Origin of the sequence: Dermacoccus sp. GAS27A (assembly GCF_044909235.1) — a bacterium.
GTDB classification, from domain to species: Bacteria; Actinomycetota; Actinomycetes; order Actinomycetales; family Dermatophilaceae; genus Dermacoccus; species Dermacoccus nishinomiyaensis.
Window position 1 is genome coordinate 1 of sequence record NZ_JBIYDW010000001.1, and the last position, 23,371, is coordinate 23,371.

Consider the following 23,371-nt stretch of genomic DNA (forward strand, 5'->3'; position numbering starts at 1 on the left):
GGCGTGCACGGTTGAGGCGGGCAGGCCCAGTTTCGCGCCGATTTCGATGGGTCCGAGGCGTTGACGCAGCCGGGTCTTGACGATCTTGCGGACCATGTGTGGTGGCGTCTTGTTCGGTTGGTGGTGGGGGCGGCTGGAACGATCCAGGAGACCGTCGGCGCCTTCAGCTTCGTAGCGGCGGGCCCATTTCGCGGCGGTCTTCCAGGACACGTCGTAGCGTTCTGCTGCGCGGGCGATGGGCCATTCGTCGTCGATGATGAGGCGGGCCAGGCGTAGGCGGGCGCGGACTGTGAGCGCGGCGTTCGAGTGGGTAGCGTGGGCCATGAAGACCTCCCGGTGCGTGGTGTGGGACCTAGACAGCTCCACTGCACAGCGAGAGGTCTTCGCTTGTCACCCGTTCAGATCAACGAGTCGCAATGACTCGACCAACGTGCCTGGTCATCACAACTAGCCGACGTTTACCTGGCGCTCCTAGCGTGTGAGCCCCCACAGGATGGCGGGTAACTCACGCCTCGGCGGAAAACATCTCGCCTACGCGTGAGTTACCCGCCATCGTCGGGTCCACGGCCGTCAGGCGAGCGCGAGCGGCATCTCCAGGCTGCGGTGCCGCTCAGCAGGCCTCGCCGCACTCGATAGGCTGACGCCATGACTGACGCAGCCACGCCCACCCCCCGCCACGACGGCCGCACCCCCGATCAGTTGCGCGAGGTGCGCATCACCCGCAACTGGCTCGATCATGCCGAGGGCAGCTGCCTCGTCGAGTTCGGTCGCACGCGCGTGCTGTGCGCTGCGTCGTTCACCGAGGGCGTGCCGCGCTGGCTCAAGGGCCAGGGCACCGGCTGGGTGACGAGCGAGTACGAGATGCTGCCGCGCTCGACGAACACCCGCAGCGACCGCGAAGCGCGCAAGGGCAAGGTCGGTGGCCGCACCCACGAGATCAGCCGCCTCATCGGGCGTAGCCTGCGCGCCGTCATCGACACGAAGGCGCTGGGGGAGAACACGATCGTCATCGACTGCGACGTCCTGCAGGCCGACGGCGGCACGCGCACCGCGTCGATCACCGGCGCGTACGTAGCGCTCGCGGATGCCATCGCCGACGCTCAGGCGCGCGGTCTCATCGCGAAGAAGGCGAAGCCGCTGACGGATTCGGTCGCCGCGATCAGCGTCGGCATCGTCGCCGGTCAGCCGGTGCTCGACCTCGACTACCCCGAGGACTCGACGGCGGAGACCGACATGAACGTCGTCATGACGGGTTCGGGCGGCATCGTCGAGGTGCAGGGCACCGCCGAGGGTGCGCCGTTCAGCCGTGACGAGCTCAACGCCCTGCTCGACCTCGCCGCCGACGGCATCGCCGACCTGACGACGAAGCAGCGCGACGCTCTCGCCGCCGACGCTCGCGAGCGCCTGCAGTGAGCGACGCTCGCCCCGCCGAGGCACGTACCCGCGTCGTGCTCGCGACCCGCAACGCCGGCAAGATCGCGGATTTCCAGCACCTGCTCGACGCAGCGCAGCTGCCCATCGACGTCGTGAGCGTCGGCGAGTTCGCCGACCTGGCCGACACCGTCGAGACGGGTGTGACGTTCGAGGAGAACGCGCGCCTCAAGGCCGATGACGTCGCGCGCGCGACAGGTCTGCCGGCGCTCGCCGACGACTCGGGGCTTGCCGTCGACGTCCTCGGTGGCTGTCCGGGCGTGTTCTCGGCACGCTGGTCGGGCACGCATGGCGCGGATCAGGCGAACATCGACCTGCTGCTCGCCCAGACCGGCGACGTGCCCGCCGACGAGCTCACCGCGCGCTTCATGTGCTGCGTGGCGCTCGCAGTTCCCGACGAGTCGACGCAGGTGGAGTTCGGCCACGTCGAAGGGCGCCTGACGCGCGATCAGCGTGGTATGAACGGGTTCGGCTACGACCCGATCTTCGAACTGCCCGACGGCCGGACGATGGCCGAACTCACCGCGGACGAGAAGGCTGCCATCAGCCATCGCGGGCGAGCTTTCCGCGCGATCCTGCCGCAGGTGGCGGCGCTCGTCTGAGGCTCGGCGGAGCTACTTCGCCGAGGTCGATGCCGTCGCCGACGTCGATGAAACCGACGCGGATGCTGACCGCGCACCAGATGGCGCTGCCTTCCACGGCAGCTGCACGGTCGTGCTCGTGAAGACCGCCTCCTGACCCAGTTCTCCCGTGGCCTGAGCGACGTCGAGCCCCCACGCCGTCGGGTGCTTGACGTTCGAGCAGGTGATCGTGAACAGCCGTTGCTGTGTCGGCGTCTTCACACCCGGGCGATGTTCGGGCGACACGGCCGTCGTGCACTCAGGGAACTCATTCGTGTCCTGGGCCTCAGCGACGGCGAGCGTGAGTTCGGCATATTCGGTGGCCCACGCCGTCACCGTCACGTTCTCGCCCTGGTAGTGGGCGGACACGACCTGCGTGTCGACGGGCTGGTCGGCCTGGATCGGCGCGTCCGGATCTGTCTGCGGACTGCCCTGGGCCTTGGCATCGCCGAGCGCGAAGATCGCCGAGGTCGCGCCCGTGTGCGTGGCGTCGCCCCAGAGGCCAGAGATGGCAGGACGCTTCAGCTCGCCGGTGACGTGGCACGTCAGCGTCACGAGGTGGGTGACGTTCTTCAGGGCACCCTTGATCGGTGCAGAAAGGGGCTTCTCCGAGGTCTTGCTGCACTGGGGATCGGCGTCACCTCCTGGGATGAGCTGCCCACCGCCCGCGGCTCGCGTGTCCTGAAGAACGAAGTCGCCCTCGGGCGCAGTCGCGAGCGTCAGGGCGTACGTGCCCCGGGTGTAGGTCGCCGAACGAACCCAGATCTGTGTCGGGACGAATTCGGGCGCATCGGTCGAACCTTCGGCGGGGACATCCGGATCCGTCGGGCCCGTGCCCTCGGGCAGATCGACGGTGGGGACGACGGAGGGCCGCGTCATGCGACTCGACGACGGGGACGCCGGGGTGATGGCCTGCGCGGAGCAGCCGGTGAGCGCGAGGAGCGTCGCGACCGCGATCGCGCGACGGGCGCGCTTCACGGCGTCGTGCCGACAGCCAGGGGGGTGGCGACGCTGGCTCCCGAGCCGCCGCCCGCGGCGCGCACGATGAGGAGGGTCGCAGCATTCTGCTCGCCCGGGCAGTGCAGCGAGTACGTCGTCAGCATGCCCTGGACGCCCTTGGTTCCCGCGGTGCAGACGCCCCCCGCCGATGCTGACGGTGACATGCCGTTGGCGCCCGGGGAGGTCGGGGCCAGAAAGAACGTGGCGCCGGGGCGCGTCGTGACGACTGCGTCGTACGCACCGTTCGCGTATGTGACGGAGGTGATCTCGACCCTGAACGCGCCGGACGACGACGGTGCCGGGCTGGTCGGGGAGGGGACCGTCGTGCTCGAGGCGCCGGCGCTCGTTGCGCTCGAGGATGCGCCGTTCGTGCCGCTGGCACTCGATGACGGCGCTGCCGACGACGACCCGCTCGCAGGAGCCGAGGCGGTGGACGATGGGGGCGTTGACGCCGCCGACACTGAGGCCGACGTCGACGCTGATGACGAGGCGTCACCGCTCGTCGACGATCCGCTCGAGCACCCGACGAGGGTGGTGAGGGCGCAGAGTGAGACTGCAGCCGTGATGGTGTGTCGCATGGCTTCCTCCGACGACGGGTGCGCCGGCCGGGACGAGCTGGGGCGTTCGTGCTCGGCTGGGGCGTCGTGACGTGCTGGGCTCACAGTAGAGCCGCCGCGACGTCAGGGGAGGGCGTTTTCGGTTGCGAATCGGTCTCGGTTGCCCGCGAGGTGAGGGAGCGGGCCAACCTGGGAGGGTCTTGGATCCGGGCGATGGCCGCTCGCCTGCCGAGTGGGGCCCGTCAACTCGAGCCCACCCGAGCACCGCACTCGACATGCGACGAGGACGGCCCCGCGTCTGCGAGTGCCGCCCTCGTCCTCGGTGCGCCTGGGGAGACTTGAACTCCCACGTCTAAGACACCAGAACCTAAATCTGGCGCGTCTGCCAATTCCGCCACAGGCGCAGCGCCGACGATCCTACGTCACGTCGTTCGAGCCCATGCCGACGCCGACGCTTGCACAGGATGGCAGGTAACTCACGAGGAGGCGAGTCGTGACGGGCTTGCACGTGAGTTGTACGCCATCCTGCGTGGGGCAGAACCGCGGCGGGGCCGCGCCCACCCTGCGTCAGGGCGCGCTCAGGCTTCGAACTTCAGGGCCTTCTTCAGTGACGCGACGTGTCCGGTGGCCTTGACGTTGTAGCGCGCGAGCTCGATGACGCCGTTCTCGTCGATGACGAACGTCGAACGGATGACGCCGATGACGGGCTTTCCGTACAGCTTCTTCTCGCCGTAGGCGCCGTACGCCTCGAGTGTCGTCTTCGACTCGTCCGACAGCAGCGGGTACGTCAGCTGCTCCTTCTCGACGAACGTCGCGAGCTTGGCGGGCGCGTCGGGGCTGATGCCGATGACCTCGTAGCCCGCGGCCTGCAGCGGTGCGAGCGAGTCGCGGAAGTCGCAGGCCTCCGTGGTGCATCCTGGCGTCATCGCGGCGGGGTAGAAGAAGATGATGAGTTTGCGGCCGGCGTAGTCGCCAAGGCAGATCTGGGTGCCGGCGTCACTCGTCAGCGTGAAGTCGGGGGCGCGTGTACCAGCTTCGAGGCGTGCCATGGGTGAAGTCCTCCTGAGCGAATCCGTCTGGTGCGTTAACCTTTGAGTCAAGATCCTAATTTTCCGCATGTGGCAAGGAGACCCACCATGGCACCCAAGACGGCCAAGCAGATCGAAGCTGAGCTCGCCGCGTCGCGTTCGCGCCTCGCCGGCACGATCGACGAGCTCGCGTTCCGCGCGCAGCCGAAGGAGATCGCCAAGCGTCAGACCGAGAGCGCTCGCCTCGCGCTGACCGACGCGACCCGCACTGCTGACGGCGACCTGCGCTCCGACCGTGTCGCGATGGGTCTCGGCGGCCTCGGTGGGCTGCTCGTGCTCGTCGGCCTCGCGAAGCGCCTTCGCTCCTGACACCGGGCGCCCCACGGCGCCTCCCGACGTGGCCCGTTCGTCCCGCGACGAGCGGGCCACGCGTGTTTCTCCGAGCCGTCGCGACGGGGGAGGCGCAGGCGCTGACACGAATTTGGCCCCGCAGCTGCCGTTCATGTAATGTTTGTCCTCGTTGCGCCAATAGCTCAATTGGCAGAGCAGCTGACTCTTAATCAGCGGGTTCGGGGTTCGAGTCCCTGTTGGCGCACCAATCTGGAGAAGGCCCACCGTTCACGGTGGGCCTTCTCGCATGCTCGGGTTCGAGTGCCCCGGCTCGTGAGGCGCCTGTGCCGGGTCGGGCATCACCCGCAAGGTGATGGCGGCCCGGGGCGCCCCGTGAAAGGGTTGAGGCGACAGTGAACGCCGCCAACGCAGGGAGGCAACCATGCCCGGTGAGAACGACAAGAACACCACGTCCGCGAACGAGGAGAACACGACGCGAGACGAGCAGAGCGACGCCGAGAAGGAGATGGGGGTGCCGGCCCACGAGCTCAACTCGCAAGCGGACGTCATCTCCACCGACGACGCCGACTGAGCGTCCCCGTCGCCGATGATCGTCGAACCGACCTGGCGCGACGTCGTGACGCGGTCAAGGCGCGCGACGACGGGCCGGTGAACACGTGTTCACCGGCCCTTCGACACCGCGGCGCCGACGTCTAACGACGTTCTGCTGCAGCGGCTTTTCTGGTGCGCCAACAGGGACTCGAACCCCGAACCCGCTGATTAAGAGTCAGCTGCTCTGCCAATTGAGCTATTGGCGCAACGAGAAAGAACTATAGACGACAGCGGCATTTCGGGCCAACTTCGAGCCGCGCCTCGCGTGCGGCGCAGCACGATACGCCTCCGACGCGCCCAGCGGGGGATGGGACGCGGCGCGATCGGGGCGATAGATTCGAGACAGAACAGTTCTGACCACAACACACCGGAGACGACTCATGACGAGCCTTCCTGAAGCCGGAGTGGAGCGCCCGTACGGCGATCCGCCGAAGCTCGACGCCAAACCCGACTACAAGGTCGCGTTCAAGCGCGCTGCGGCCAAGTTCTCGCAGGACCAGTGCACCGACTTGGCAGCGTCGCTCACCTACTACTCGGTGCAGGCGATGTTCCCCGCCATCATTGCGGCGGTCTCGACGATCGGGCTGTTCGGCAACGGGCAGAAGACGACGGACAGCGTCATCGAAGCCATCGCGGAGATCGTCGGCAAGAACAAGGACGACATCCCCGAGGGGTTCACGACCTTCATCAACAACCTGCAGGGCGGCGGCGCCGGCCTCGCCTTCATCCTCGGCATCCTGCTGTCGCTGTGGTCGGCGTCGGGCTACGTCAACGCCTTCTCACGCATGAGCAACCGTATCTACGACGTTGCCGAGGGCCGCCCCGTCTTCAAGCTGCGGCCGTGGCTCTACTTCGTCACGATCGTGGCGTTCGTCCTCGCGATCCTCGCCGCGTTCTCGCTCATCGTCTCGGGTGGCATCGCGGAGCAGATCTTCGACTCCGTCGGTCTCGGCACGCAGGCTGCGACGGTGTGGGACTGGGCGAAGGTGCCGTTCGTCATCGTCGTCGTCATCTTCATCATCTCGCTGCTGTTCTGGGGTACGCCGAACGTGAAGCGTCCCTTCAAGCAGGCGATGTTCAACCCGGGCGCCGTCCTCGCGTTCGTGATCTGGGCGATCGGGACGATCGCCTTCGCCTGGTACGTGTCCAACATGGGCAACTACGGCAAGACGTACGGCCCGATGGCGACGCCGATCATCCTGCTGCTGTGGCTGTGGATCACGAACCTCGCCATGCTCTTTGGTGCGGAGTTCGACTCCGAGACGTTGCGCACGCGCCAGTTGAAGACCGGCTACCCGGCCGAGGAGCTCATCCTCCTGCCCGTGCGTGACGAGAAGGGCATCGACAAGAAGGCAGAGAAGTACGACGCGCTCGTCGAGCAGGCCCACGCCCTGCGCCTGTCGTCCGGCGTGCCGGACGAGGCCGTCCGCACGATGCTGCCCGAGGCTCCCAAGGAGCGTTCCGACGAGCGCACGATGGCCGCTCAGGCCGGCTCGAGCGAGAAGCGTCCGACGCGTCCGCAGTCGAAGACGCAGGAAGCGGCTCCGGCGCTCGCCGCGGCCACGAAGGACGAGGCCCCTGACCTCGCGGACGGCTCCGGCGCCTCACGCGCGGACGGCGTGACGCGTCGTCGCGCCACGGACGACGCCGCGGAGCGCGAGGCGGCGGAGATCGCCGAGGCGCGCGAGGTGCGTCGCCGTCGTGCGCTCGCCGAGAGCCGCCACAAGCGTGAGGAGCGGGAGCGTCGTGACGCGCAGCGTCACAAAGTCGAGGCCGAGCAGAAGAAGGCGGAGGCCGAGCGCGCGAAGCAGCACAAGAAGGCCGAGGCCGAGCGTCCGCTCGAGGAGAAGTGGGCCGAGGTCGAGAATGCCCGCAACCGCTACGAGCACCCGAACACGCGCGAGTACCGCGCCGTGACGGCGGAGCGCGAGGAGCGCCGTCGCCGTTGGTTCTCGAACACGACGGCGAACTGAGCACCTGCTCAGCGCGATTCGCCGCATGACGTTGCCGCCCCACCCCGCCGAACGCGGGGTGGGGCGGCATCGTCATGGCGGGCGCGAGGCTCGCTAGGATGTTCGCCGTGACTGACAACGACCGCGCCCACACCGACCGCATCGTCTGGATCGACTGCGAGATGACGGGCCTCGACCTGGAGAACGACGCCCTCATCGAAGTAGCCGCTCTCGTCACCGACTTCGAGCTGAACCAGCTGGGCGACGGCGTCGACGTCGTCATCAAGCCCGAGCCGGCAGCCCTCGAGCAGATGGGTGACTTCGTGCGCGACATGCACACCAGGTCCGGGCTGCTCCGCGAGCTTGATGAAGGGGTCAGCATGGAGGAAGCGCAGGCGCTCGTGCTCGAGTACGTCATGCAGCATGCGCCCGAGGCCGGGAAGGCGCCGCTCGGTGGCAACACGGTCTCGACCGACCGCGGCTTCCTCGAGCGCGACATGCCGCAGCTCGCGGGGCACCTGCACTACCGCACGATCGACGTGTCGTCGATCAAGGAACTTTCGCGGCGTTGGTACCCCCGCGCCTACTTCAACGCGCCCGCCAAGCACGGCGGCCACCGCGCCCTCGCCGACATCCGCGAGTCGATCGCGGAGCTGCGTTACTACCGCGAGGCCGTCTTCGTGCCCGCTCCCGGCCCGACGTCGAACGAGGCGCAGGTCATCGCCAAGCGCTACGAGGTTGGCCCCTGACGCCGGACGCGCCCCTGATTGGGCGCGGCGGCCCTATTTCGGGTATATTCGTCCGCGCTGCCTGACACGGTGACGTGGACGGCGCATGGTGGGTATAGCTCAGCAGGTAGAGCACCTGGTTGTGGTCCAGGATGTCGCGGGTTCAAGTCCCGTTACTCACCCCAAGCAAGTGGCCCCCAGAGCGATCTGGGGGTTTTCTTGTTTACCCGCTCTCGGCGGGTGAGTCCCTGTAGCTCAGCTGGATAGAGCAAGAGCCTTCTAATCTCTAGGTCGCGAGTTCGAATCTCGCCGGGGGCACCGAAGCGGCTCGACCGCGGCGTGCGTTGCGCTGCTGTGCTCAGGTGACGCTGCATCGCCGCGCGCGGATGCCAGGCCCATGACTCGCTCATGACGCCCCTGCTCCGCGTGCTGAGCCGCCCGCCTCCGCCACATCGGGGTCGTGGGCCCCGCATCACCTCCTCGCGACGCGAATCACGTCACATCACCATGCCCTCATACCACCCCAATGCACTCTCAGGCTCCTCCATGCTTTAGGTTTGCCTTACCTAAACGTTTGGCTGTGAGGAGTGCGTGGTGTTCGGCAACTATCTGGTCGGGCTTCGAGAGGGGCTGGAGGCGTCGCTCGTCGTCGTCATCCTCGTGGCCTACCTGGTGAAGTCGGGTCGGCGCCACCTGCTCGGGCGCATCTGGCTCGGCGTCGCCGCCGCCATCGCGATCTCCCTCGCCTTCGGCGCCGCCCTCACGTACGGCCCCCGCGGCCTGACGTTCGAGGCCCAGGAGGCGATCGGTGGCACGCTGTCCATCGTCGCCGTCGGCTTCGTCACCTGGATGATCTTCTGGATGGCACGCTCCGCCCGCAGCCTGTCGGGCGATCTGAAGAGCCACGTCGACCGCGCCGCGGACGCCTCGCGCGCCTCCCTCGTCGTCGTGGCGATGCTCGCCGTCGGCCGTGAGGGCCTCGAGACCGCCCTGTTCCTGTGGGCAGCCACGCAGGCTGCGAGCTCGGGGGAGGGCTCGTCGAGCGCGCCGCTCATCGGCGCCGGGCTCGGCCTGTTGACGGCCGTCGTCATCGCCTGCCTCCTCTACCGCGGTGCGCTGTCGCTCAACCTGTCGAAGTTCTTCACCTGGACCGGCGGCTTCCTCATCTTCGTCGCGGCCGGCGTCCTCGCGTACGGCGTGCACGACCTGCAGGAGAGCGGTGTGCTGCCGGGCCTCAACTCCCTCGCGTTCGACGTCAGCGCACAGATCCCGCCGTCGTCGTGGATCGGCACGCTGCTCAAGGGGACGTTCAACTTCTCACCGGCGACGACGTGGTTCGAGCTCGCCGTCTGGGTTGCCTACATCGCGATCGTCCTGCCGATGTTCATCGTGCGCGTGCGCGCACCCCACCCCCCGAAGGCCTCGGGCTCCGCCGTGGCCACGAAGCAGAAGGCAACAGCATGATTCTCCCCACCCGCACCGCACGGGCATTCGCGTTCACCAGCATCGCCGGCTTGGCGCTCACCGGGTGCACGAGCAACTCGAAGGATTCCAAGGGCGACGGCAAGCTGACGGTCTCCTCCACGGCGAGCGAGTGCAAGGTCTCGGCCTCGGAGGCGCCCTCGGGCACCCTGTCGTTCAGCGTCAAGAACGACGGCGACAAGGTCACCGAGTTCTACCTGCTCGGTTCGGACCGCCTCCGCATCGTCGGCGAGGTCGAGAACATCGCACCGGGCCTGACGCGTGAACTCGTCGTCAAGGCCGCGCCGGGCACGTACTACACGGCCTGCAAGCCGGGCATGGTCGGCAAGGGCATCCAGTCGAAGTTCACCGTCACCGACTCGGGCGCCGACCTCACACCGACGGGGGCCGACAAGGCGCTCGTCGACGAGGCCGACAAGCAGTACCAGGCCTACGTCAAGGATCAGGCGACGCAGCTGAGCGCGCAGACGACGACGTTCGTCAACCTCTACAAGAGCGGCAAGGACGCCGAGGCGCGCGCCCTGTACGCGAAGGCGCGCCTGCACTGGGAGCGCGTCGAGCCCGTCGCCGAGTCGTTCGGTGACCTCGACCCCAAGATGGACCTGCGCGAGGCCGACCTCGAGAAGGGCCAGGAGTGGACCGGCTGGCACCGGATCGAGAAGGATCTGTGGCCGCCGAAGTCGGGCTACACCGCGATGAGCAAGACCGAGCGCAACAAGATCGCCGACCAGCTCCTCAGCGATACCAAGACGTTCGAGACGCGCACCAAGACGACGACGTTCACCGCCGACAAGATCGCCAACGGCGCGAAGTCCCTCATGGACGAGGTCGCCACGGGCAAGGTCACCGGCGAGGAGGAGATCTGGTCGCACACCGACCTCTACGACTTCCAGGGAAACGTCGACGGCGCACGCATCGCGTGGGAGAACCTGCGTCCGCTGCTCAAGAAGAAGGACGCGAAGCTCGACACGTCGATCGCGACGAAGTTCGCGGCGCTGCAGAAGCTGCTCGACAAGCACCGCGTCTCCGGTTCCGGGGACGACGCCGTCTTCGAGAGCTACGACAAGCTGTCGAAGGCCGAGGTCAAGGAACTCTCCGACGCGGTCAACGCGCTCAGCGAACCGCTGTCGAAGCTGACGGCGACCGTCACGTCCTGACACCGGCGTCGAGGCGCCCTACCCTGGGTGGGGCGCTTCGACGGTGGTTGTCACGACGATCGCAGCGACCGGATCCGCGTCAGGGCGGATCGACACGACGTGCAGAAGGATGGGTGAAGTGACGCAGCTGTCGCGCCGCGGGATGTTCGGTGTCGCAGGAGGCGGCGCAGCCGCAGGGCTGGCCGGATTCGCCGGGGGGTGGGGTGCCTCTCAGGCTTCCGCGAACCCGGCTCCCGACGCCTCGGCGCGCACCTACCCGTTCTTCGGCGCCCACCAGAGCGGCATCGTCACCCCGGCACAGGACCGGCTCTACTTCGCCGCGTTCGACGTCACCGCGAGCACCCGAGACGACCTCGAGACGCTCCTACGCGCCTGGAGTTCCGCCGCCGAACGCATGATGCGCGGGCTGCCGGCGTCGGACGAGGTGACGTCCTACGACGCCCCCCCGGCCGACACGGGTGAGGCCGACGGGCTCGGCGCGGCCGGCCTGACGATCACGTTCGGTTTCGGCCCCACCTTGTTCCGCACGAGCGACGGCAAGGATCGTTTCGGCCTGGCGAAGAAGCAGCCGAAGGAACTGCGCGAGCTGCCGCACTTCCCGGCCGACAAGCTCGACCCGCATCGAAGCGGCGGTGACCTCTGCGTCCAGGCCTGCGCCGACGACCCGCAGATCGCCGTCCACGCCATCCGCAACCTCACCCGCATCGCCTTCGGCCTCGCCGCGCTGCGCTGGGCGCAGCTCGGCTTCGGGCGCACCAGCTCGACGTCGACGGCGCAGGCGACGCCGCGCAACCTGTTCGGGTTCAAGGACGGCACGGCCAACATCAAGGCCGAGTCGCAGGACGTCGTCGACGAGCACGTGTGGGTCTCGAAGGGCGACGACGCCGCAGCCGACTGGATGGCCGGCGGCTCGTATCTCGTGGCGCGCCGCATCACGATGCACCTCGAGACGTGGGATCGCACGAGCCTGCGCGAGCAGGAGACCCTCATCGGCCGCGACCGCGTCGAAGGAGCGCCGTTGTCGGGCGGCAAGGAGTTCGACGAACCGCGCTTCGACGTCACCGGCCGCGAGAACAAGCCCCTCATCGCCAAGAACTCGCACGTCTTCCTCGCCCACCCGAAGAACAACAAGGGCGTCCAGATGCTGCGGCGCGGCTACAACTTCACCGACGGCAACGATGCGCTCGGTCGCCTCGACGCGGGTCTGTTCTTCCTCGCGTACGTGCGCCGCCCGTCGACGCAGTACATCCCGATGCAGATGCGCATGTCCCGCGAGGATGCCCTCATGGAATACCTGCAGCACACCGGATCCGGGCTGTTCGCCATTCCGCCGGGTGCGCGCGACGGTTCCTACGTCGGGCAGACGCTGCTCGAGGGCTGACGGCGCCGCGACGCTCGAAGCGCTACGACGCTTAAAGGCGACGACGCTCGGAGGTAGCAGCGCGCGGGATGGCGACGTGGTCGGCAGGGCATCAGGCGTCGATGCCACAGCGCCGTCATGGCATCCGGGAACGGTCGATGCGCCGAGCGAGTTGAGCCGCACGCGTGCACCGGCAAGACTGACAGGGTGAACGAACCCTTCAACGCCGCCCGGCTGCACGCAGCAGTCGGTGAGCTGCGCGCCGCCGTCGCGGCCAACGTCCTCCCGTTCGAGACGGCTGACGCGGCGGTCGCTCGGCGCTCGCAGCACGAGCTCGTCGCGCAACTCGACGACTACGTCATGCCCCGCCTCGAATCGCTCGACGCGCCGCTGCTCGCCGTCATCGGTGGATCGACGGGTGCGGGCAAGTCGACGCTCGTCAACTCGATCGTGCGCGAGCAGGTGACGCGCTCGGGTGTCCTGCGCCCGACGACGCGCGCGTCGGTTCTCATCCACCACCCGAGCGACACGCACTGGTTCATCGACGAGCGGGTGCTGCCCGGCCTGTCACGCCTGACCGGCAGTGCGACGCAGGGTGACGACCCGTCGTCGCTGCGGCTCGTCGCGTCGGCGTCCGTGCCGCGCGGGCTGGCGCTGCTCGACGCGCCCGACATCGACTCCGTCGTCTCCGCGAACCGCGACCTGGCCCGACAGCTGCTGTCGGCCGCCGACCTGTGGCTGTTCGTCACGACCGCGGTGCGCTACGCCGACGCGGTGCCGTGGGAGATGCTCGAGCAGGCCACGGAGCGCGGGACGTCCGTCGCCGTCGTCCTCGACCGGGTGCCGCGCGAGGCGATCGACGAGGTGCAGGCCGACCTCGCGCGCATGCTCGCCGCGCAGGGGCTGGGCCGTGCGCCGGTGTTCGCGGTCGCCGAATCGCCGCTCGACGACTTCGGCATGCTGCCGCAGGCCGAAGTCGCGCGCATCACCGAGTGGCTCAACTCGCTCGCGAGTGACGCAATGTCGCGGCAGGCCGTCATCCGCCGCACCCTCGACGGCGCCCTCGACTCGCTGGCGCCGCGGGCACGGGCGAGCGTCACGGCGGCGCGGGCCCAGGAGGACGCCCACGCCCGGCTGAGCGACGTGGCCCACGAGGCCTATCGCGAGCACCTGCAGGAGGTGGCCGAAGGTCTTGAGGACGGCACGCTGCTGCGCGGCGAGGTGCTCGCGCGGTGGCAGGAGTTCGTCGGCACGGGTGAGCTGTTCAAGCAGTTCGAGGCCGGCGTCAGCCGCCTGCGCGACCGCGTCTCCGCTCTTTTCACCGCGCGGACGGAGAAGGCCGCACCCGCGAGGGATCTAGGGGAGGCGCTGCAGTCCGGGGTGGCGCAGCTCGTCACCTCACACGCCGAATCGGCAGCCCTCGACGCCGGCCGCGGTTGGCGCCTCGACGACGCGGGCAAACCGCTCGTGGCGCGTCACCCCAAGCTGACCTCAGCCAGTCCGCAGGTGGCCGACCACATCGAGCGGCTCGTGCGCGACTGGCAGGGCGACGTGCTCGAGCTCGTCCGCTCCGAAGCCGGTGAGAAGCGCTCGACGGCGCGTTTTCTCGCGTTCGGCGTCAACGGCATCGCCGTGCTGCTCATGATCGTGACGTTCGCCTCGACCGGCGGCCTGACTGGCGCTGAGGTCGGCATCTCCGCCGGCTCGTCCGTGCTCGCGCAGCGCCTGCTCGAGGCGATCTTCGGCGACCAGGCCGTCCGCTCGCTCGCCAAAGCGGCCCGCGGTCTGCTCATCGAGCGCGTCGAGGCGCTCTTCGCCGCCGAGGAACGTCGCTACGACGCTGCGCTTGGTGAGGTGGCTTTGCCGAAGCAGGCGGCGGCTCGCATCGAGACGGCGCTCACCCACGTCGAGGAGGCGCGATGAGCTGGAAGCCGTTCGGACGCGAGCGGCGCGAACGCGCCGAGGTCGTCGCCCCCATCACGCGCGAGGAGGTCGACGGCCGCGCCGCCGCGCTGCAACGCGCGCTGACGCTCGGTGGGCCCGCCTTGCCCGCGGACGATGTCGCCGTCGCCCGCAAGCTGCTGGCGCGCGTCGCCGAGCGCTCACGGATCGGCGGTAACCACACCGTCGTCGCGCTCGCCGGGGCGACCGGCTCCGGCAAGTCGAGCCTGTTCAACGCGCTCGTCGGCGAGCCCGTCTCGCGGGTCGGCGCGCGCCGCCCGACGACGTCACGGGCCGCCGCGGCGATCTGGGGTGAGAGCGTTCCGAGCGAGTTGCTCGACTGGCTCGACGTGCCTTCACGCCATCAGGTGCACGCCGCGATGCCACGCCATGCCGAGCTCGACGGGCTCGTCCTGCTCGACCTTCCCGACTTCGACTCCCGTGTGCGTGAGCACCGTGCGGAGGCCGATCGCGTGCTCGAGCTGTGCGATCTGTTCGTGTGGGTCACCGACCCGCAGAAGTACGCCGACGCGGTGCTGCACGAGCAGTACGTCCGTCAGCTCGCGGTCGCGAAGGCGACGTCGATCGTCGTGCTCAACCAGGCCGATCGGTTGACGCCGGAGGGGACCGACAGCTGCCTCGCCGACCTGAGTCGCCTCCTCGTCGAGGACGGGCTGACGGACGCGCTCGTGCTGCCCACCTCGACGGTCGTCGACGGCGGTGTGACGACCCTCGTCGACGCTCTCGCGGACGTCGTGCAGGCCAAGAATGCCGCCGATCGGCGCCTCGCGGGCGATCTGCGGCATCAGGCCCAGCGGCTCAGCTCGCACGTCGGAGCGGTGCGCGAGCATCGCACGAGTGGGACGAACGCCGAGCTCGTCTCCGCCTTCGCGCAGTCGGCCGGTGTGGGGGTGGTGCTCGACGCCGTCGAGCGCGACTACCGCACAGAGGCGGCACGGCGCACCGGATGGCCGTTCACGCGATGGTCGCAGAAGCTCAAGGCGCGGCCGCTCGCGCGGCTCGGGCTCGACAAGCAGGTGTCCGACGGCATGAGCCGCGGTGATCGGCGCGTCGTGCTCGGCAAGTCGTCGCTGCCTCCCGCGACGCCGGCCGCGCGCGCTGCGGTCGACCTCGCGACGAGGCGTCTAGGGGAGAAGGCTGCGGACGGCCTGCCGGACCCCTGGGCAGACGAGGTGCGCAGCGCCGCGACGGGGCGTGACGGCGCCATGGCCGACGCGCTCGACCAGGCCGTGCTGCGCACGCCGTTGCGCGGACGCTTCCCGGGTTGGTGGGCCGCGGCGTCGGCGCTGCAGTGGGCCTTCGCCGGTGTCGCGCTGGCCGGGGCCGCGTGGTTGATCGTGCTCGCGCTGCTCGGCACGATGCAGATCCACGTGGGCGTCCCGACGATGGCGGGTGACTGGCTGCCCATCCCGCTCGTCATGCTCGGCGGCGGGTTGCTCGCGGGGTTGTTGCTCACGGTCCTCACGCGGACCCTCGCTCGGACGGGAGCCCGACGCGCACGTCAGGATGCGCAGGAGCGCCTCGACGAGGCCATCGCGCAGGTGGCGTCGGAGCGCATCATCGCGCCCGTCGAGGCGGTCGTGAGGCGCCACGACGACACGGCACGGGCGCTCGCGCAGGCGTCGGCCTGAGCCGCGGGCGATGGTTGCGGTGCTGGTGGGTGGGGGCTCTGCGGACGGTACGGCCGTGGGTCAGGCGCGGGGGCACCGTGGTTCGGCTCCGGGCTGGGGATGGTGACGCTGCGTCGCGGCCGTCCCCAGGCGAGGCGTGCCAGCTGTGAATCTGCCCTCCCAGGCAGCGCTCGGGAGGGCCTATCCACAGCATCGGTGACGGTGGGACGCGCGGGGCGGACGAACCTGCCTAGCGTCGGGATCACGACCGGCCGAGGTGGCCGGCGCGACGCCTGACGCGGCCGCGGCCGCAGTGGAGGAACCACCATGAACGAGGTAGCGATCGACATCAGCGGCACCGTCGTCACCGACCCGGTGCTGCGCCAGACGAAGACAGGGGATGCGTTCCTCGCGTTCCGGATGGCGGTCAACGAGCGCCGCTGGAACGCGCAGGAGAACACGTGGAGCGACGGTGCGTCGCAGTTCTTCAGCGTGACGGCGTTCCGCACGCTCGCGGGCAACGCTTATCACTCGCTCGCGAAGGGTCAGCACGTCATGGTCTCGGGTCGGCTGCGGCTCAGTCAGTACGTCGCGCAGGACGGCTCGCAGCGCATGAGCGTGCAGATCGACGCGCACGACATCGGCGCCTCCCACAAGTTCGGGCAGACGTCGTTCACGAAGTGCTCCGACCCCGTCATCCCGAGCTCCGACCGCCTCGCCGACGACATCGTCACGGAGGTGACGCGCACGGTGGAGAACGAGCAGTTCGGCCGCAGCGAACCCGCGTCCGACGAGGAAGCCACCGAGGGGCGCCGCGCGCTCGTCGACGCCTGAGACGGCGAGGCCGGCCGGACGGTGAGCACGTCACCGCCCGGCCGGGCGGACGTCGGGCCCCGCACGCGCCGCGGAAAGTCGCGTCGAACGGCTTGCAACCGATAGCCTCGGGCGCATGGCTGAGTTCATCTACACCATGACCAAGGCGCGCAAGGCCGTTGGCGACAAGGTGATCCTCGACGACGTGTCGATGTCGTTCTACCCCGGCGCCAAGATCGGCGTCGTCGGCCCCAACGGCGCCGGCAAGTCCACCATCCTCAAGATCATGGCGGGGCTCGACCAGCCCAGCAACGGCGAGGCACGCCTGTCCCCGGGCTACAGCGTCGGCATCCTGCTGCAGGAGCCGCCGCTCAACGAGGAGAAGGACGTGCGCGGCAACGTCGAGGAAGGCCTCGGCCAGATCAAGGTCGACCTCGACCGGTTCAACGAGATCTCCGCCGAGATGGGCGAACCCGACGCCGACTTCGACGCCCTCATGGAGGAGATGGGCAAGCTCCAGGAGAAGATCGACGCGGCCGACGCGTGGGACATCGACTCCCAGCTCGAGCAGGCCATGGACGCCCTGCGCTGCCCGCCCGGTGACGCCGACGTCTCCGTCCTCTCCGGTGGTGAGAAGCGCCGCGTCGCGTTGTGCAAGCTGCTGCTGCAGAAGCCCGACCTGCTCCTGCTCGACGAGCCCACCAACCACCTCGACGCCGAATCCGTCCTCTGGCTCGAACAGCACCTTGCGAGCTACCCGGGCGCCGTCCTCGCCGTCACCCACGACCGGTACTTCCTCGACAACATCGCCGGCTGGATCTGCGAGGTCGACCGCGGTCGTCTCTACCCGTACGAGGGCAACTACTCGACGTACCTCGAGAAGAAGCAGGAGCGCCTCACCGTCCAGGGCAAGAAGGACGCGAAGCTCGCCAAGCGCCTCAAGGAAGAACTCGAGTGGGTCCGCTCCAACGCGAAGGCCCGCCAGACGAAGTCGAAGGCACGCCTCGCGCGCTACGAGGAGATGGCCGCCGAAGCCGAGCGCACCCGCAAGCTCGACTTCGAGGAGATCCAGATCCCGCCGGGCCCGCGCCTCGGCGCGCAGGTCATCGAGGTCAACGACCTCAAGAAGGGCTTCGGCGACCGCGTCCTCATCGACGGGCTGTCGTTCACGCTGCCGCGCAACGGCATCGTCGGCGTCATCGGCCCCAACGGCGTCGGCAAGACGACCCTGTTCAAGACGATCGTCGGCTTCGAAGAGCCAGACGCCGGCACCGTGAAGATCGGTGAGACGGTCAACATCAGCTACGTCGACCAGAACCGCGCCGGCATCGACCCCGAATCAACTCTGTTCGAGGTCGTCTCCGAAGGAAACGACCACATCCAGGTCGGCCAGGTCGAGATCCCCGCACGCGCCTACGTCTCGCAGTTCGGGTTCAAGGGCCCCGACCAGCAGAAGAAGGCCGGCGTCCTGTCCGGTGGTGAACGCAACCGCCTCAACCTCGCCCTCACCCTCAAGCAGGGCGGCAACCTGCTGCTGCTCGACGAACCGACCAACGACCTCGACGTCGAAACCCTCGGATCCCTCGAGAACGCGCTGCTCAGCTTCCCCGGCTGCGCCGTCGTCATCAGCCACGACCGCTGGTTCCTCGACCGCGTCGCGACGCACATCCTCGCCTACGAAGGCACCGACGAGAACCCCGCCGCGTGGTACTGGTTCGAAGGAAACTTCGACGCCTACGAGAAGAACAAGATCGAACGCCTCGGCGCCGAAGCAGCACGCCCCCACCGCGTCACACACCGCCGGCTCACCCGCGACTGAGGATCAAGCGCGCGAAGGTAGGACCGCAGCGAAGCGAGGATCCTGCTGCAGCGAGCGCTGACGAAGTCGCGGAAAGGACACGCGACTGAGGATCAAGCGCGCGAAGGTAGGACCGCAGCGAAGCGAGGATCCTGCTGCAGCAAGCGCTGACGAAGTCGCGGAAAGGACACGCGACTGATACTCCCTCGACCCGTCTTCCGGGCGGCGCGGATCCTGAGCTCGCGGGCTCGCCCAGGATCGCCGCGCCACCTCGGTGCGACAGGCCTTCGGGCTGGATGACAGCAACGCCTCTCACTCACACCTCGCCCGCTCGGTGTTCGTGAGGGGCGTTGCTGTCATCCAGAGTCCATGGTGCGCCGGGTCACTGTCCGCTGTCCCTGCGTCGTGAGGTGGGGGACGGATTGGGCTCGGGGAAGGGCTGCGTCATGACGCGTGCTCGTGGTGCCGCCGCGACGTCAGACCCGGCCGGCATCGCCGGCGCAGTCAGTGCCGCGGTCTGGGGATCCGGACCGTCGGGCTGACGGGTCAGCGCCGTTTCGCGAGGCGCGCCTCGAGAGAAGCCTTCGAGGCCGGCCACTCGTGCGCAAGGATCGAATAGACAACCTTGTCGCCCAATGCGCCGTTGCCCTCGCGACGATCGGCGCGCAACACGCCGTCACGCCTGGCACCGAGACGCTCGATCGCGGCCTGTGACTGCTGGTTCATCCAGCTCGTCTCGTACCGCACGCACTCGACCCCGACCGTCTCGAAGGCGTACGTCATGAGCAACAACTTGCTCTCCGCGTTCGTGCCCGTGCCGTGCGTCGACGCGCGATTCCACGTGTAGCCGATCGACACGCGCGGCACCGCGTCGACGATGTCGTAGAACGTCGTGCACCCCAACACCTGCTCGTCCGCCAGCCGCACCGCGACGAACGGCACCATGAACCCCGACTCGCGCCATGCGAGGCGCTGCTCGATCATCGCGCGAACACCGTCAGCGCGCGGAACGCTCGTGTACCAGCGCGTCCACATCTCGCCGTCGTTGACGGCGTCCACGAGGCCGTCATGATGCTCGAGCGTCAAGGGCTCCAACCGCACCAAGGACCCGGTCAGCGTGATGTCAGCGTCGAAATCAGTCATGCCCCTCAACGTAGCGCCCATGCGTCGCAGCCCGACGGATGTGACCAAGAACCGCGGATGGGCACGAACATCGCAGATGGGGACGGGAATCGCAGTCGTGCAGGGGATGGCGGTACGCGAGGTCAGGGGCGGGGGGCGTCCTTGAGGCGCATCATGCCCTCCTGCGCGACGGTGGCGACGAGGGTGCCGTCCTCGGTGAACATGCGCCCCACGCCGAGGCCGCGCCCACCCGACGTCGAGGGTGACTCCTGCGCGAACAGGATCCACTGCGTCAGATCCACGGGTCGGTGGAACCACATCGCGTGATCGAGGCTCGCAGCGCGGTACCCGGGTGACGACCAGGCGATGCCGTTGGCGCGCATGGCCGCCTCGAGCATCGAGTAGTCGGAGGCGTACGCGAGGATCGCAGCGCTGAGCAGCGGGTCGTTCGGCACCTCACGCAGTGTGCGCATCCACAGGTTCTGGAACGGCTGACGTTCGTCCGCCGGCGCGAGATAGAGCCCGCCCTCGACGTGTCGGACGTCGACAGCGCGTCCGCGCGCCCAGTGCTGCGCCATCGGGTGATCGATGTCGCCGACGATGTCCGCGGTCGTGGGCAGCGACTCGGGGGCCGGCACGTCCGGCATCGTCACCTGGTGGTCGATGCCGCCGGCGTCCTCCTGGAAGCTCATGATGACGCTGAGGATCGGCGCGCCGTTCTGGATCGCGTGCACGCGCCGCGCGGAGAACGACCCACCGTCACGTAGTCGCTCGACGGCGAAACGCACCGGCTGCGCAGCGTCCCCCGGGCGCAGGAAGTACCCGTGCAGGGAGTGGATGTGGCGCGGCACCCCGGGCTTGACCTCACCGACGGTGCGGCCGGCCGCGACGATGCACTGCGCGAGAACCTGCCCGCCGAAGATGCGCCCGTGCGGCTGCGGCTGCGATTCGCCGACGAACAGGTCCGCAGCGCTCTGACCGAGGTCGACGCGGCGCTCACCGTCCTCGTCGAAGGACGCGGAGATCGTCGCACTGCCCACCGGGCGGACGTCGAGGATGTTCAGCAGGTCGCCGACCGGGTCGTCGGACGGTTCGATCGAAACGAGGGAAGTCACGAGGCGAGGCTACCCATGAACGGCGCCTCCCGCGCGCAACCGCGTGACATGACACCGCCGTCGGTTGGTGATCGGGCCTGGGCGCGGGGGATAATGACCGCCATGACCTACGCGCCCGACTATGCCTCCGTCGTGCCCGTTCCGCTGCGGTGGTCGGACATGGACGCCTACGGCCACGTCAACAACGTCCAGTTCCTGCGTCTGCTCGAGGACGCCCGCATCCTCGCGTTCGCGCAGTGGTTCGGTCGTGAGCGTTCCGTCGTCGGTGAGGGCATCATCGTCGCGCGTCACGAGATCGAGTACCGGGCGCCGTTGCTGTTCCGCATCGAGCCGATCGAGGTCGCCATGTGGATCACGCACCTCGGCGGCGCGGCGTACGACGTCGGGTACGAGGTGCGCGACGGGGGGCACGGTTCGACGACGTACGCGCTCGCGGAGACGACGCTCGTCGGTTACGACTTCCAGACCGAGCAGCCGCGCCGGCTCGAGGAGCACGACAAGACGCAGCTGCGACGCTTCGTCGGCCCGCCCGTGCCGTTCCGCCACCGCGCTGCCGAGAAGCGCCGCGAGGCCTCGGCGTGAGCGACGGGTTGGAGCTCGCCGACGCCCAGGTCGCCGCCGACCTGACGACGTACCTCGCCCGCGCGCGCACGCTCGACGCCGACGGCGCGATCCGCCTCCAGGCGAGTGGATCGACGCTCGCCGCGTGGGTCGGCGTGCGCAAGGGCCGCGGACTCATGGGCGAGGGCACCGTCATCGGGTTGCGGGTGCTGCCGCTCGCGCGCGCCGTCGACGAGGCGGTCGATGTCGTCGTCCCATTGGCGGCGGTCGCCGATCGTCTGGCTCGCCGCGGTTCGCCGCGTGGTGCGGTCTCGAACGCCACGCCCGGTGCAAGCCCCCAGGTCGTCGATGAATCCGATGGCGCCTTCACGCTCGAGATCCCGCCGATGACGGTGCGCACGTCCTGGGCTGCTGTCACGCCCCCGCGCAGCGGATGGTCGCCGCTGGCGCGCCTGCCCGTCGACGGTCTCGTGCACGTCGCGCGCGTCGGCATCGAGGAGGTCGCCACCGGAACCCCCGAGGGCGCCGGTGCCGCAGCCGTCGAACAGCTCCGTGAACGCGTCTGGAACCGCCCGATCGAGGGTGATCTCGGCGGCGCCGACGGGCTGCCCACCGGGGCCGCGCTCGGGCTGTACGCGCTCGGATTCGCCGTCGGTGACGTCGCGACGGTGTACGGCACGGCCCGCTGGCATCGCGTCTCGACAGACGTCGGGCACGTTCTCGTGCGCTGACGGTTCGGGGTGCGCGGCGTCGTTGACGCGGGTTTGCGCACCTCAAGGGTGGGCCGCGCGGGCGGGGGATGTCGCTCGTCGCTCGGACCGCGAGCGTGATCGGCTGGGGTGCGCGACGTCGCTGACGCGGGTTGCGCACCTGGCGGCGCGCGTTCGGGTGCGATGCGTCACGGTCGAAATCGTCCGCACCTGAGCGGTCGGGCATCCGGCGCCGTGCACGCGAGCCCGCCGAGCCGAACGATGGGTGCCTGCGCGGTTATCGTCGTGACCATGACGCACCGTTCACTACCGCAGCCACGCACCCTCGACCCCATGGACGCGCCGAGCCTGCGCTGGGGCATCATCGCGCCCGGTGGCATCGCCCGCACGTTCGCGCAAGCGATCACGGCGCGGACGTCCCAAGGCATCGTCGCCGTCGGTTCTCGAAATGTTCAGCGGGCGCAAGAGTTCGTCGACGAATTCGCCTCCGGAGCAACGGCCTACGGATCCTACGGCGAACTCGTTGCTGATGACGACGTCGACGTCGTGTACGTCGCCTCACCGCACAGCGAGCACCGCGACCACGCACTGCTCGCCATCGAGGCGGGCAAGCACGTCCTCGTCGAGAAGGCATTCGCGCGCAACGCCGCCGAGGCTCGGGAGGTGCTCGAGGCGGCGGAGCGCGCCGGCGTGTTCGTCATGGAAGCCATGTGGTCGCGCTTCCTGCCGCACTACGACGTGATCCGTCAGGCCGTCGACGCCGGCCTCATCGGTGACGTGCGTTGGATCGCCGCTGACCACGGTCAAGCGCTCTACCCGGAGGGGCCCCAGCGCCTGTCCGATCCCGCCCTCGCCGGCGGTGCGCTCCTCGACCTCGGTATCTACCCGCTCAGCTTCGCGGCGATGCTCATGCCGCAGGTCGACGACGTCGTCGCCACCGGCATCCTCACGCCGCAGGGCGTGGACGAATGCGAGACGATCACCCTGCGCGGCGGTGGTTCCATCGCCGGTCTCGGCACGACGATGGCGACGCAGACGCCCAACACCGCCGTCGTCGCCGGCACCGAAGGGCGCCTCGAACTCGACGGGTGGTTCTATTTCCCGACGCAGGTGCGTCTCGTCAGCAACGACGGCGAGGTGCTCGACACCTTCGACGGTGCCGACGACCTGCACGCGCTGCACTTCGAGGCCGTCGAGGTGGCCCGCCGCATCAGCGACGGCCGCCGCGAGTCGCCCCTCATGCCACACGCCGAGACGTTGCGCGTCATGGGTCTCATGGACGAGATCCGCCGTCAGCTCGGGGTGGTCTACCCGGGGGAGTGACCGTGCGCCAAGCACGCGTCACGCCAGGACGCACCCACGACAGCTCCGGCTTCCGTCGAAGCACGATGGCGGGTAACTCACAGGTAGGCGCCTTGTGACGC

General features: G+C 68.9%; 23 protein-coding genes and 5 tRNA genes. 20 read left to right on the forward strand and 8 right to left on the reverse strand.

What is annotated here, in order from left to right:
- Positions 1-324, reverse strand: a 324-nt coding sequence (locus ABH936_RS00005; RefSeq protein WP_404601943.1) for a leucine zipper domain-containing protein, incomplete at its 3' end; no start/stop codon positions are given.
- Positions 325-645: 321 nt separating this feature from the next.
- On the opposite strand from ABH936_RS00005, the gene rph reads away from it, so the two are divergent.
- On the forward strand, positions 646-1,413 hold the full coding sequence (gene rph / locus ABH936_RS00010; RefSeq protein WP_006945987.1) for a ribonuclease PH: 768 nt from the start codon (positions 646-648) through the stop codon (positions 1,411-1,413).
- Positions 1,410-2,033, forward strand: coding sequence for an RdgB/HAM1 family non-canonical purine NTP pyrophosphatase (rdgB, locus tag ABH936_RS00015; RefSeq protein WP_074046187.1), 624 nt, complete (start codon positions 1,410-1,412; stop codon positions 2,031-2,033). Before rph ends, rdgB begins: the two co-directional genes overlap by 4 nt.
- 12 nt (positions 2,034-2,045) lie before the next feature.
- Here rdgB and ABH936_RS00020 read toward each other — a convergent pair whose 3' ends face one another.
- Both ABH936_RS00020 and ABH936_RS00025 read right to left on the reverse strand, forming a co-directional pair.
- Positions 2,046-3,029: a hypothetical protein gene (locus ABH936_RS00020; RefSeq protein WP_404601946.1), complete on the reverse strand. Its 984-nt coding sequence runs from the start codon at positions 3,027-3,029 to the stop codon at positions 2,046-2,048.
- Complete coding sequence (locus ABH936_RS00025; RefSeq protein ID WP_404601948.1) at positions 3,026-3,214, reverse strand: hypothetical protein; 189 nt, start codon at positions 3,212-3,214, stop codon at positions 3,026-3,028. The genes ABH936_RS00020 and ABH936_RS00025 overlap by 4 nt, the downstream gene beginning before the upstream one ends.
- A gap of 97 nt (positions 3,215-3,311) precedes the next feature.
- Here ABH936_RS00025 and ABH936_RS00030 point away from each other — a divergent pair, with 97 nt between their 5' ends.
- The gene (locus ABH936_RS00030) at positions 3,312-3,698 is read left to right on the forward strand and encodes a hypothetical protein (protein WP_404601950.1); all 387 of its coding nucleotides are present in this window, start codon (positions 3,312-3,314) and stop codon (positions 3,696-3,698) included.
- Between the two features lie 232 nt (positions 3,699-3,930).
- Here the strand turns inward: ABH936_RS00030 and ABH936_RS00035 are convergent.
- Positions 3,931-4,011, reverse strand: a tRNA-Leu gene (locus ABH936_RS00035).
- Positions 4,012-4,185: 174 nt separating this feature from the next.
- Positions 4,186-4,656: a thioredoxin-dependent thiol peroxidase gene (gene bcp / locus ABH936_RS00040; protein ID WP_404601952.1), complete on the reverse strand. Its 471-nt coding sequence runs from the start codon at positions 4,654-4,656 to the stop codon at positions 4,186-4,188.
- Positions 4,657-4,743: 87 nt separating this feature from the next.
- On the opposite strand from bcp, the gene ABH936_RS00045 reads away from it, so the two are divergent.
- The 3 genes from ABH936_RS00045 to ABH936_RS00055 all read left to right on the forward strand — a co-directional run bounded on the left by ABH936_RS00045 (position 4,744) and on the right by ABH936_RS00055 (position 5,557).
- Positions 4,744-5,004, forward strand: a complete 261-nt coding sequence (locus ABH936_RS00045; protein ID WP_006946019.1) for a DUF3618 domain-containing protein — start codon at positions 4,744-4,746, stop codon at positions 5,002-5,004.
- 153 nt (positions 5,005-5,157) lie between these two features.
- Positions 5,158-5,233 (forward strand) — tRNA-Lys (locus ABH936_RS00050).
- 174 nt (positions 5,234-5,407) lie between these two features.
- A complete protein-coding gene (locus ABH936_RS00055) occupies positions 5,408-5,557 on the forward strand; it encodes a hypothetical protein (protein WP_167539832.1) in 150 nt (49 codons plus the stop codon).
- Positions 5,558-5,707: 150 nt separating this feature from the next.
- On the opposite strand, the gene ABH936_RS00060 is transcribed toward ABH936_RS00055, so the two are convergent.
- Positions 5,708-5,783 (reverse strand) — tRNA-Lys (locus ABH936_RS00060).
- 174 nt (positions 5,784-5,957) lie between these two features.
- Here ABH936_RS00060 and ABH936_RS00065 point away from each other — a divergent pair.
- The 11 genes from ABH936_RS00065 (at position 5,958) to ettA (ending at position 18,460) form a co-directional block, all read left to right on the forward strand.
- Positions 5,958-7,550 (forward strand): YhjD/YihY/BrkB family envelope integrity protein, encoded by a 1,593-nt coding sequence (locus ABH936_RS00065; protein ID WP_404601955.1) that lies wholly within the window; start codon positions 5,958-5,960, stop codon positions 7,548-7,550.
- 98 nt (positions 7,551-7,648) lie between these two features.
- Positions 7,649-8,278, forward strand: coding sequence for an oligoribonuclease (gene orn / locus ABH936_RS00070; protein WP_404601957.1), 630 nt, complete (start codon positions 7,649-7,651; stop codon positions 8,276-8,278).
- 88 nt (positions 8,279-8,366) lie between these two features.
- Positions 8,367-8,442, forward strand: a tRNA-His gene (locus ABH936_RS00075).
- A 59-nt stretch (positions 8,443-8,501) separates the two neighbouring features.
- Positions 8,502-8,575 (forward strand) — tRNA-Arg (locus tag ABH936_RS00080).
- Positions 8,576-8,851: 276 nt separating this feature from the next.
- Entirely contained in the window at positions 8,852-9,721 is an 870-nt protein-coding gene (gene efeU / locus ABH936_RS00085) for an iron uptake transporter permease EfeU (RefSeq protein WP_131940775.1), read from the forward strand.
- On the forward strand, positions 9,718-10,896 hold the full coding sequence (gene efeO / locus ABH936_RS00090) for an iron uptake system protein EfeO (RefSeq protein WP_131940777.1): 1,179 nt from the start codon (positions 9,718-9,720) through the stop codon (positions 10,894-10,896). Before efeU ends, efeO begins: the two co-directional genes overlap by 4 nt.
- A 109-nt stretch (positions 10,897-11,005) precedes the next feature.
- Positions 11,006-12,277: an iron uptake transporter deferrochelatase/peroxidase subunit gene (efeB, locus tag ABH936_RS00095; RefSeq protein WP_186318467.1), complete on the forward strand. Its 1,272-nt coding sequence runs from the start codon at positions 11,006-11,008 to the stop codon at positions 12,275-12,277.
- A 186-nt stretch (positions 12,278-12,463) separates the two neighbouring features.
- The gene (locus ABH936_RS00100) at positions 12,464-14,179 is read left to right on the forward strand and encodes a dynamin family protein (protein ID WP_404601961.1); all 1,716 of its coding nucleotides are present in this window, start codon (positions 12,464-12,466) and stop codon (positions 14,177-14,179) included.
- Positions 14,176-15,849, forward strand: coding sequence for a GTPase family protein (locus ABH936_RS00105; protein ID WP_404601963.1), 1,674 nt, complete (start codon positions 14,176-14,178; stop codon positions 15,847-15,849). The genes ABH936_RS00100 and ABH936_RS00105 overlap by 4 nt, the downstream gene beginning before the upstream one ends.
- Positions 15,850-16,155: 306 nt before the next feature.
- Positions 16,156-16,662: a single-stranded DNA-binding protein gene (locus ABH936_RS00110; protein ID WP_074046193.1), complete on the forward strand. Its 507-nt coding sequence runs from the start codon at positions 16,156-16,158 to the stop codon at positions 16,660-16,662.
- 115 nt (positions 16,663-16,777) lie between these two features.
- On the forward strand, positions 16,778-18,460 hold the full coding sequence (gene ettA / locus ABH936_RS00115) for an energy-dependent translational throttle protein EttA (RefSeq protein ID WP_006945958.1): 1,683 nt from the start codon (positions 16,778-16,780) through the stop codon (positions 18,458-18,460).
- A 525-nt stretch (positions 18,461-18,985) separates the two neighbouring features.
- Here ettA and ABH936_RS00120 read toward each other — a convergent pair.
- Both ABH936_RS00120 and ABH936_RS00125 read right to left on the reverse strand, forming a co-directional pair.
- Positions 18,986-19,582 (reverse strand): GNAT family N-acetyltransferase, encoded by a 597-nt coding sequence (locus ABH936_RS00120; protein ID WP_006945991.1) that lies wholly within the window; start codon positions 19,580-19,582, stop codon positions 18,986-18,988.
- Positions 19,583-19,704: 122 nt separating this feature from the next.
- Complete coding sequence (locus ABH936_RS00125) at positions 19,705-20,676, reverse strand: acyl-CoA thioesterase (RefSeq protein WP_404601966.1); 972 nt, start codon at positions 20,674-20,676, stop codon at positions 19,705-19,707.
- A gap of 102 nt (positions 20,677-20,778) precedes the next feature.
- Here ABH936_RS00125 and ABH936_RS00130 point away from each other — a divergent pair, with 102 nt between their 5' ends.
- From ABH936_RS00130 to ABH936_RS00140, 3 genes are all read left to right on the forward strand, one after another.
- Positions 20,779-21,258: a thioesterase family protein gene (locus ABH936_RS00130; RefSeq protein WP_006945998.1), complete on the forward strand. Its 480-nt coding sequence runs from the start codon at positions 20,779-20,781 to the stop codon at positions 21,256-21,258.
- Positions 21,255-21,968: a hypothetical protein gene (locus tag ABH936_RS00135; protein ID WP_404601969.1), complete on the forward strand. Its 714-nt coding sequence runs from the start codon at positions 21,255-21,257 to the stop codon at positions 21,966-21,968. The genes ABH936_RS00130 and ABH936_RS00135 overlap by 4 nt, the downstream gene beginning before the upstream one ends.
- 270 nt (positions 21,969-22,238) lie before the next feature.
- Positions 22,239-23,270, forward strand: coding sequence for a Gfo/Idh/MocA family protein (locus ABH936_RS00140; protein WP_404601971.1), 1,032 nt, complete (start codon positions 22,239-22,241; stop codon positions 23,268-23,270).
- Positions 23,271-23,371: the final 101 nt, after the last annotated feature.

Bases quoted from the DNA above. Each gene is read 5' to 3' on its own strand.
- rph (WP_006945987.1), top strand. From the start codon at position 646: ATGACTGACGCAGCCACGCCCACCCCCCGCCACGACGGCCGCACCCCC.
- ABH936_RS00025 (WP_404601948.1), bottom strand. From the start codon at position 3,214: ATGTCACCGTCAGCATCGGCGGGGGGCGTCTGCACCGCGGGAACCAAG.
- bcp (WP_404601952.1), bottom strand. From the start codon at position 4,656: ATGGCACGCCTCGAAGCTGGTACACGCGCCCCCGACTTCACGCTGACG.
- ABH936_RS00045 (WP_006946019.1), top strand. From the start codon at position 4,744: ATGGCACCCAAGACGGCCAAGCAGATCGAAGCTGAGCTCGCCGCGTCG.
- ABH936_RS00055 (WP_167539832.1), top strand. From the start codon at position 5,408: ATGCCCGGTGAGAACGACAAGAACACCACGTCCGCGAACGAGGAGAAC.
- ABH936_RS00065 (WP_404601955.1), top strand. From the start codon at position 5,958: ATGACGAGCCTTCCTGAAGCCGGAGTGGAGCGCCCGTACGGCGATCCG.
- orn (WP_404601957.1), top strand. From the start codon at position 7,649: ATGTTCGCCGTGACTGACAACGACCGCGCCCACACCGACCGCATCGTC.
- efeO (WP_131940777.1), top strand. From the start codon at position 9,718: ATGATTCTCCCCACCCGCACCGCACGGGCATTCGCGTTCACCAGCATC.
- efeB (WP_186318467.1), top strand. From the start codon at position 11,006: ATGGGTGAAGTGACGCAGCTGTCGCGCCGCGGGATGTTCGGTGTCGCA.
- ABH936_RS00105 (WP_404601963.1), top strand. From the start codon at position 14,176: ATGAGCTGGAAGCCGTTCGGACGCGAGCGGCGCGAACGCGCCGAGGTC.
- ABH936_RS00110 (WP_074046193.1), top strand. From the start codon at position 16,156: ATGAACGAGGTAGCGATCGACATCAGCGGCACCGTCGTCACCGACCCG.
- ettA (WP_006945958.1), top strand. From the start codon at position 16,778: ATGGCTGAGTTCATCTACACCATGACCAAGGCGCGCAAGGCCGTTGGC.
- ABH936_RS00120 (WP_006945991.1), bottom strand. From the start codon at position 19,582: ATGACTGATTTCGACGCTGACATCACGCTGACCGGGTCCTTGGTGCGG.
- ABH936_RS00130 (WP_006945998.1), top strand. From the start codon at position 20,779: ATGACCTACGCGCCCGACTATGCCTCCGTCGTGCCCGTTCCGCTGCGG.
- ABH936_RS00140 (WP_404601971.1), top strand. From the start codon at position 22,239: ATGACGCACCGTTCACTACCGCAGCCACGCACCCTCGACCCCATGGAC.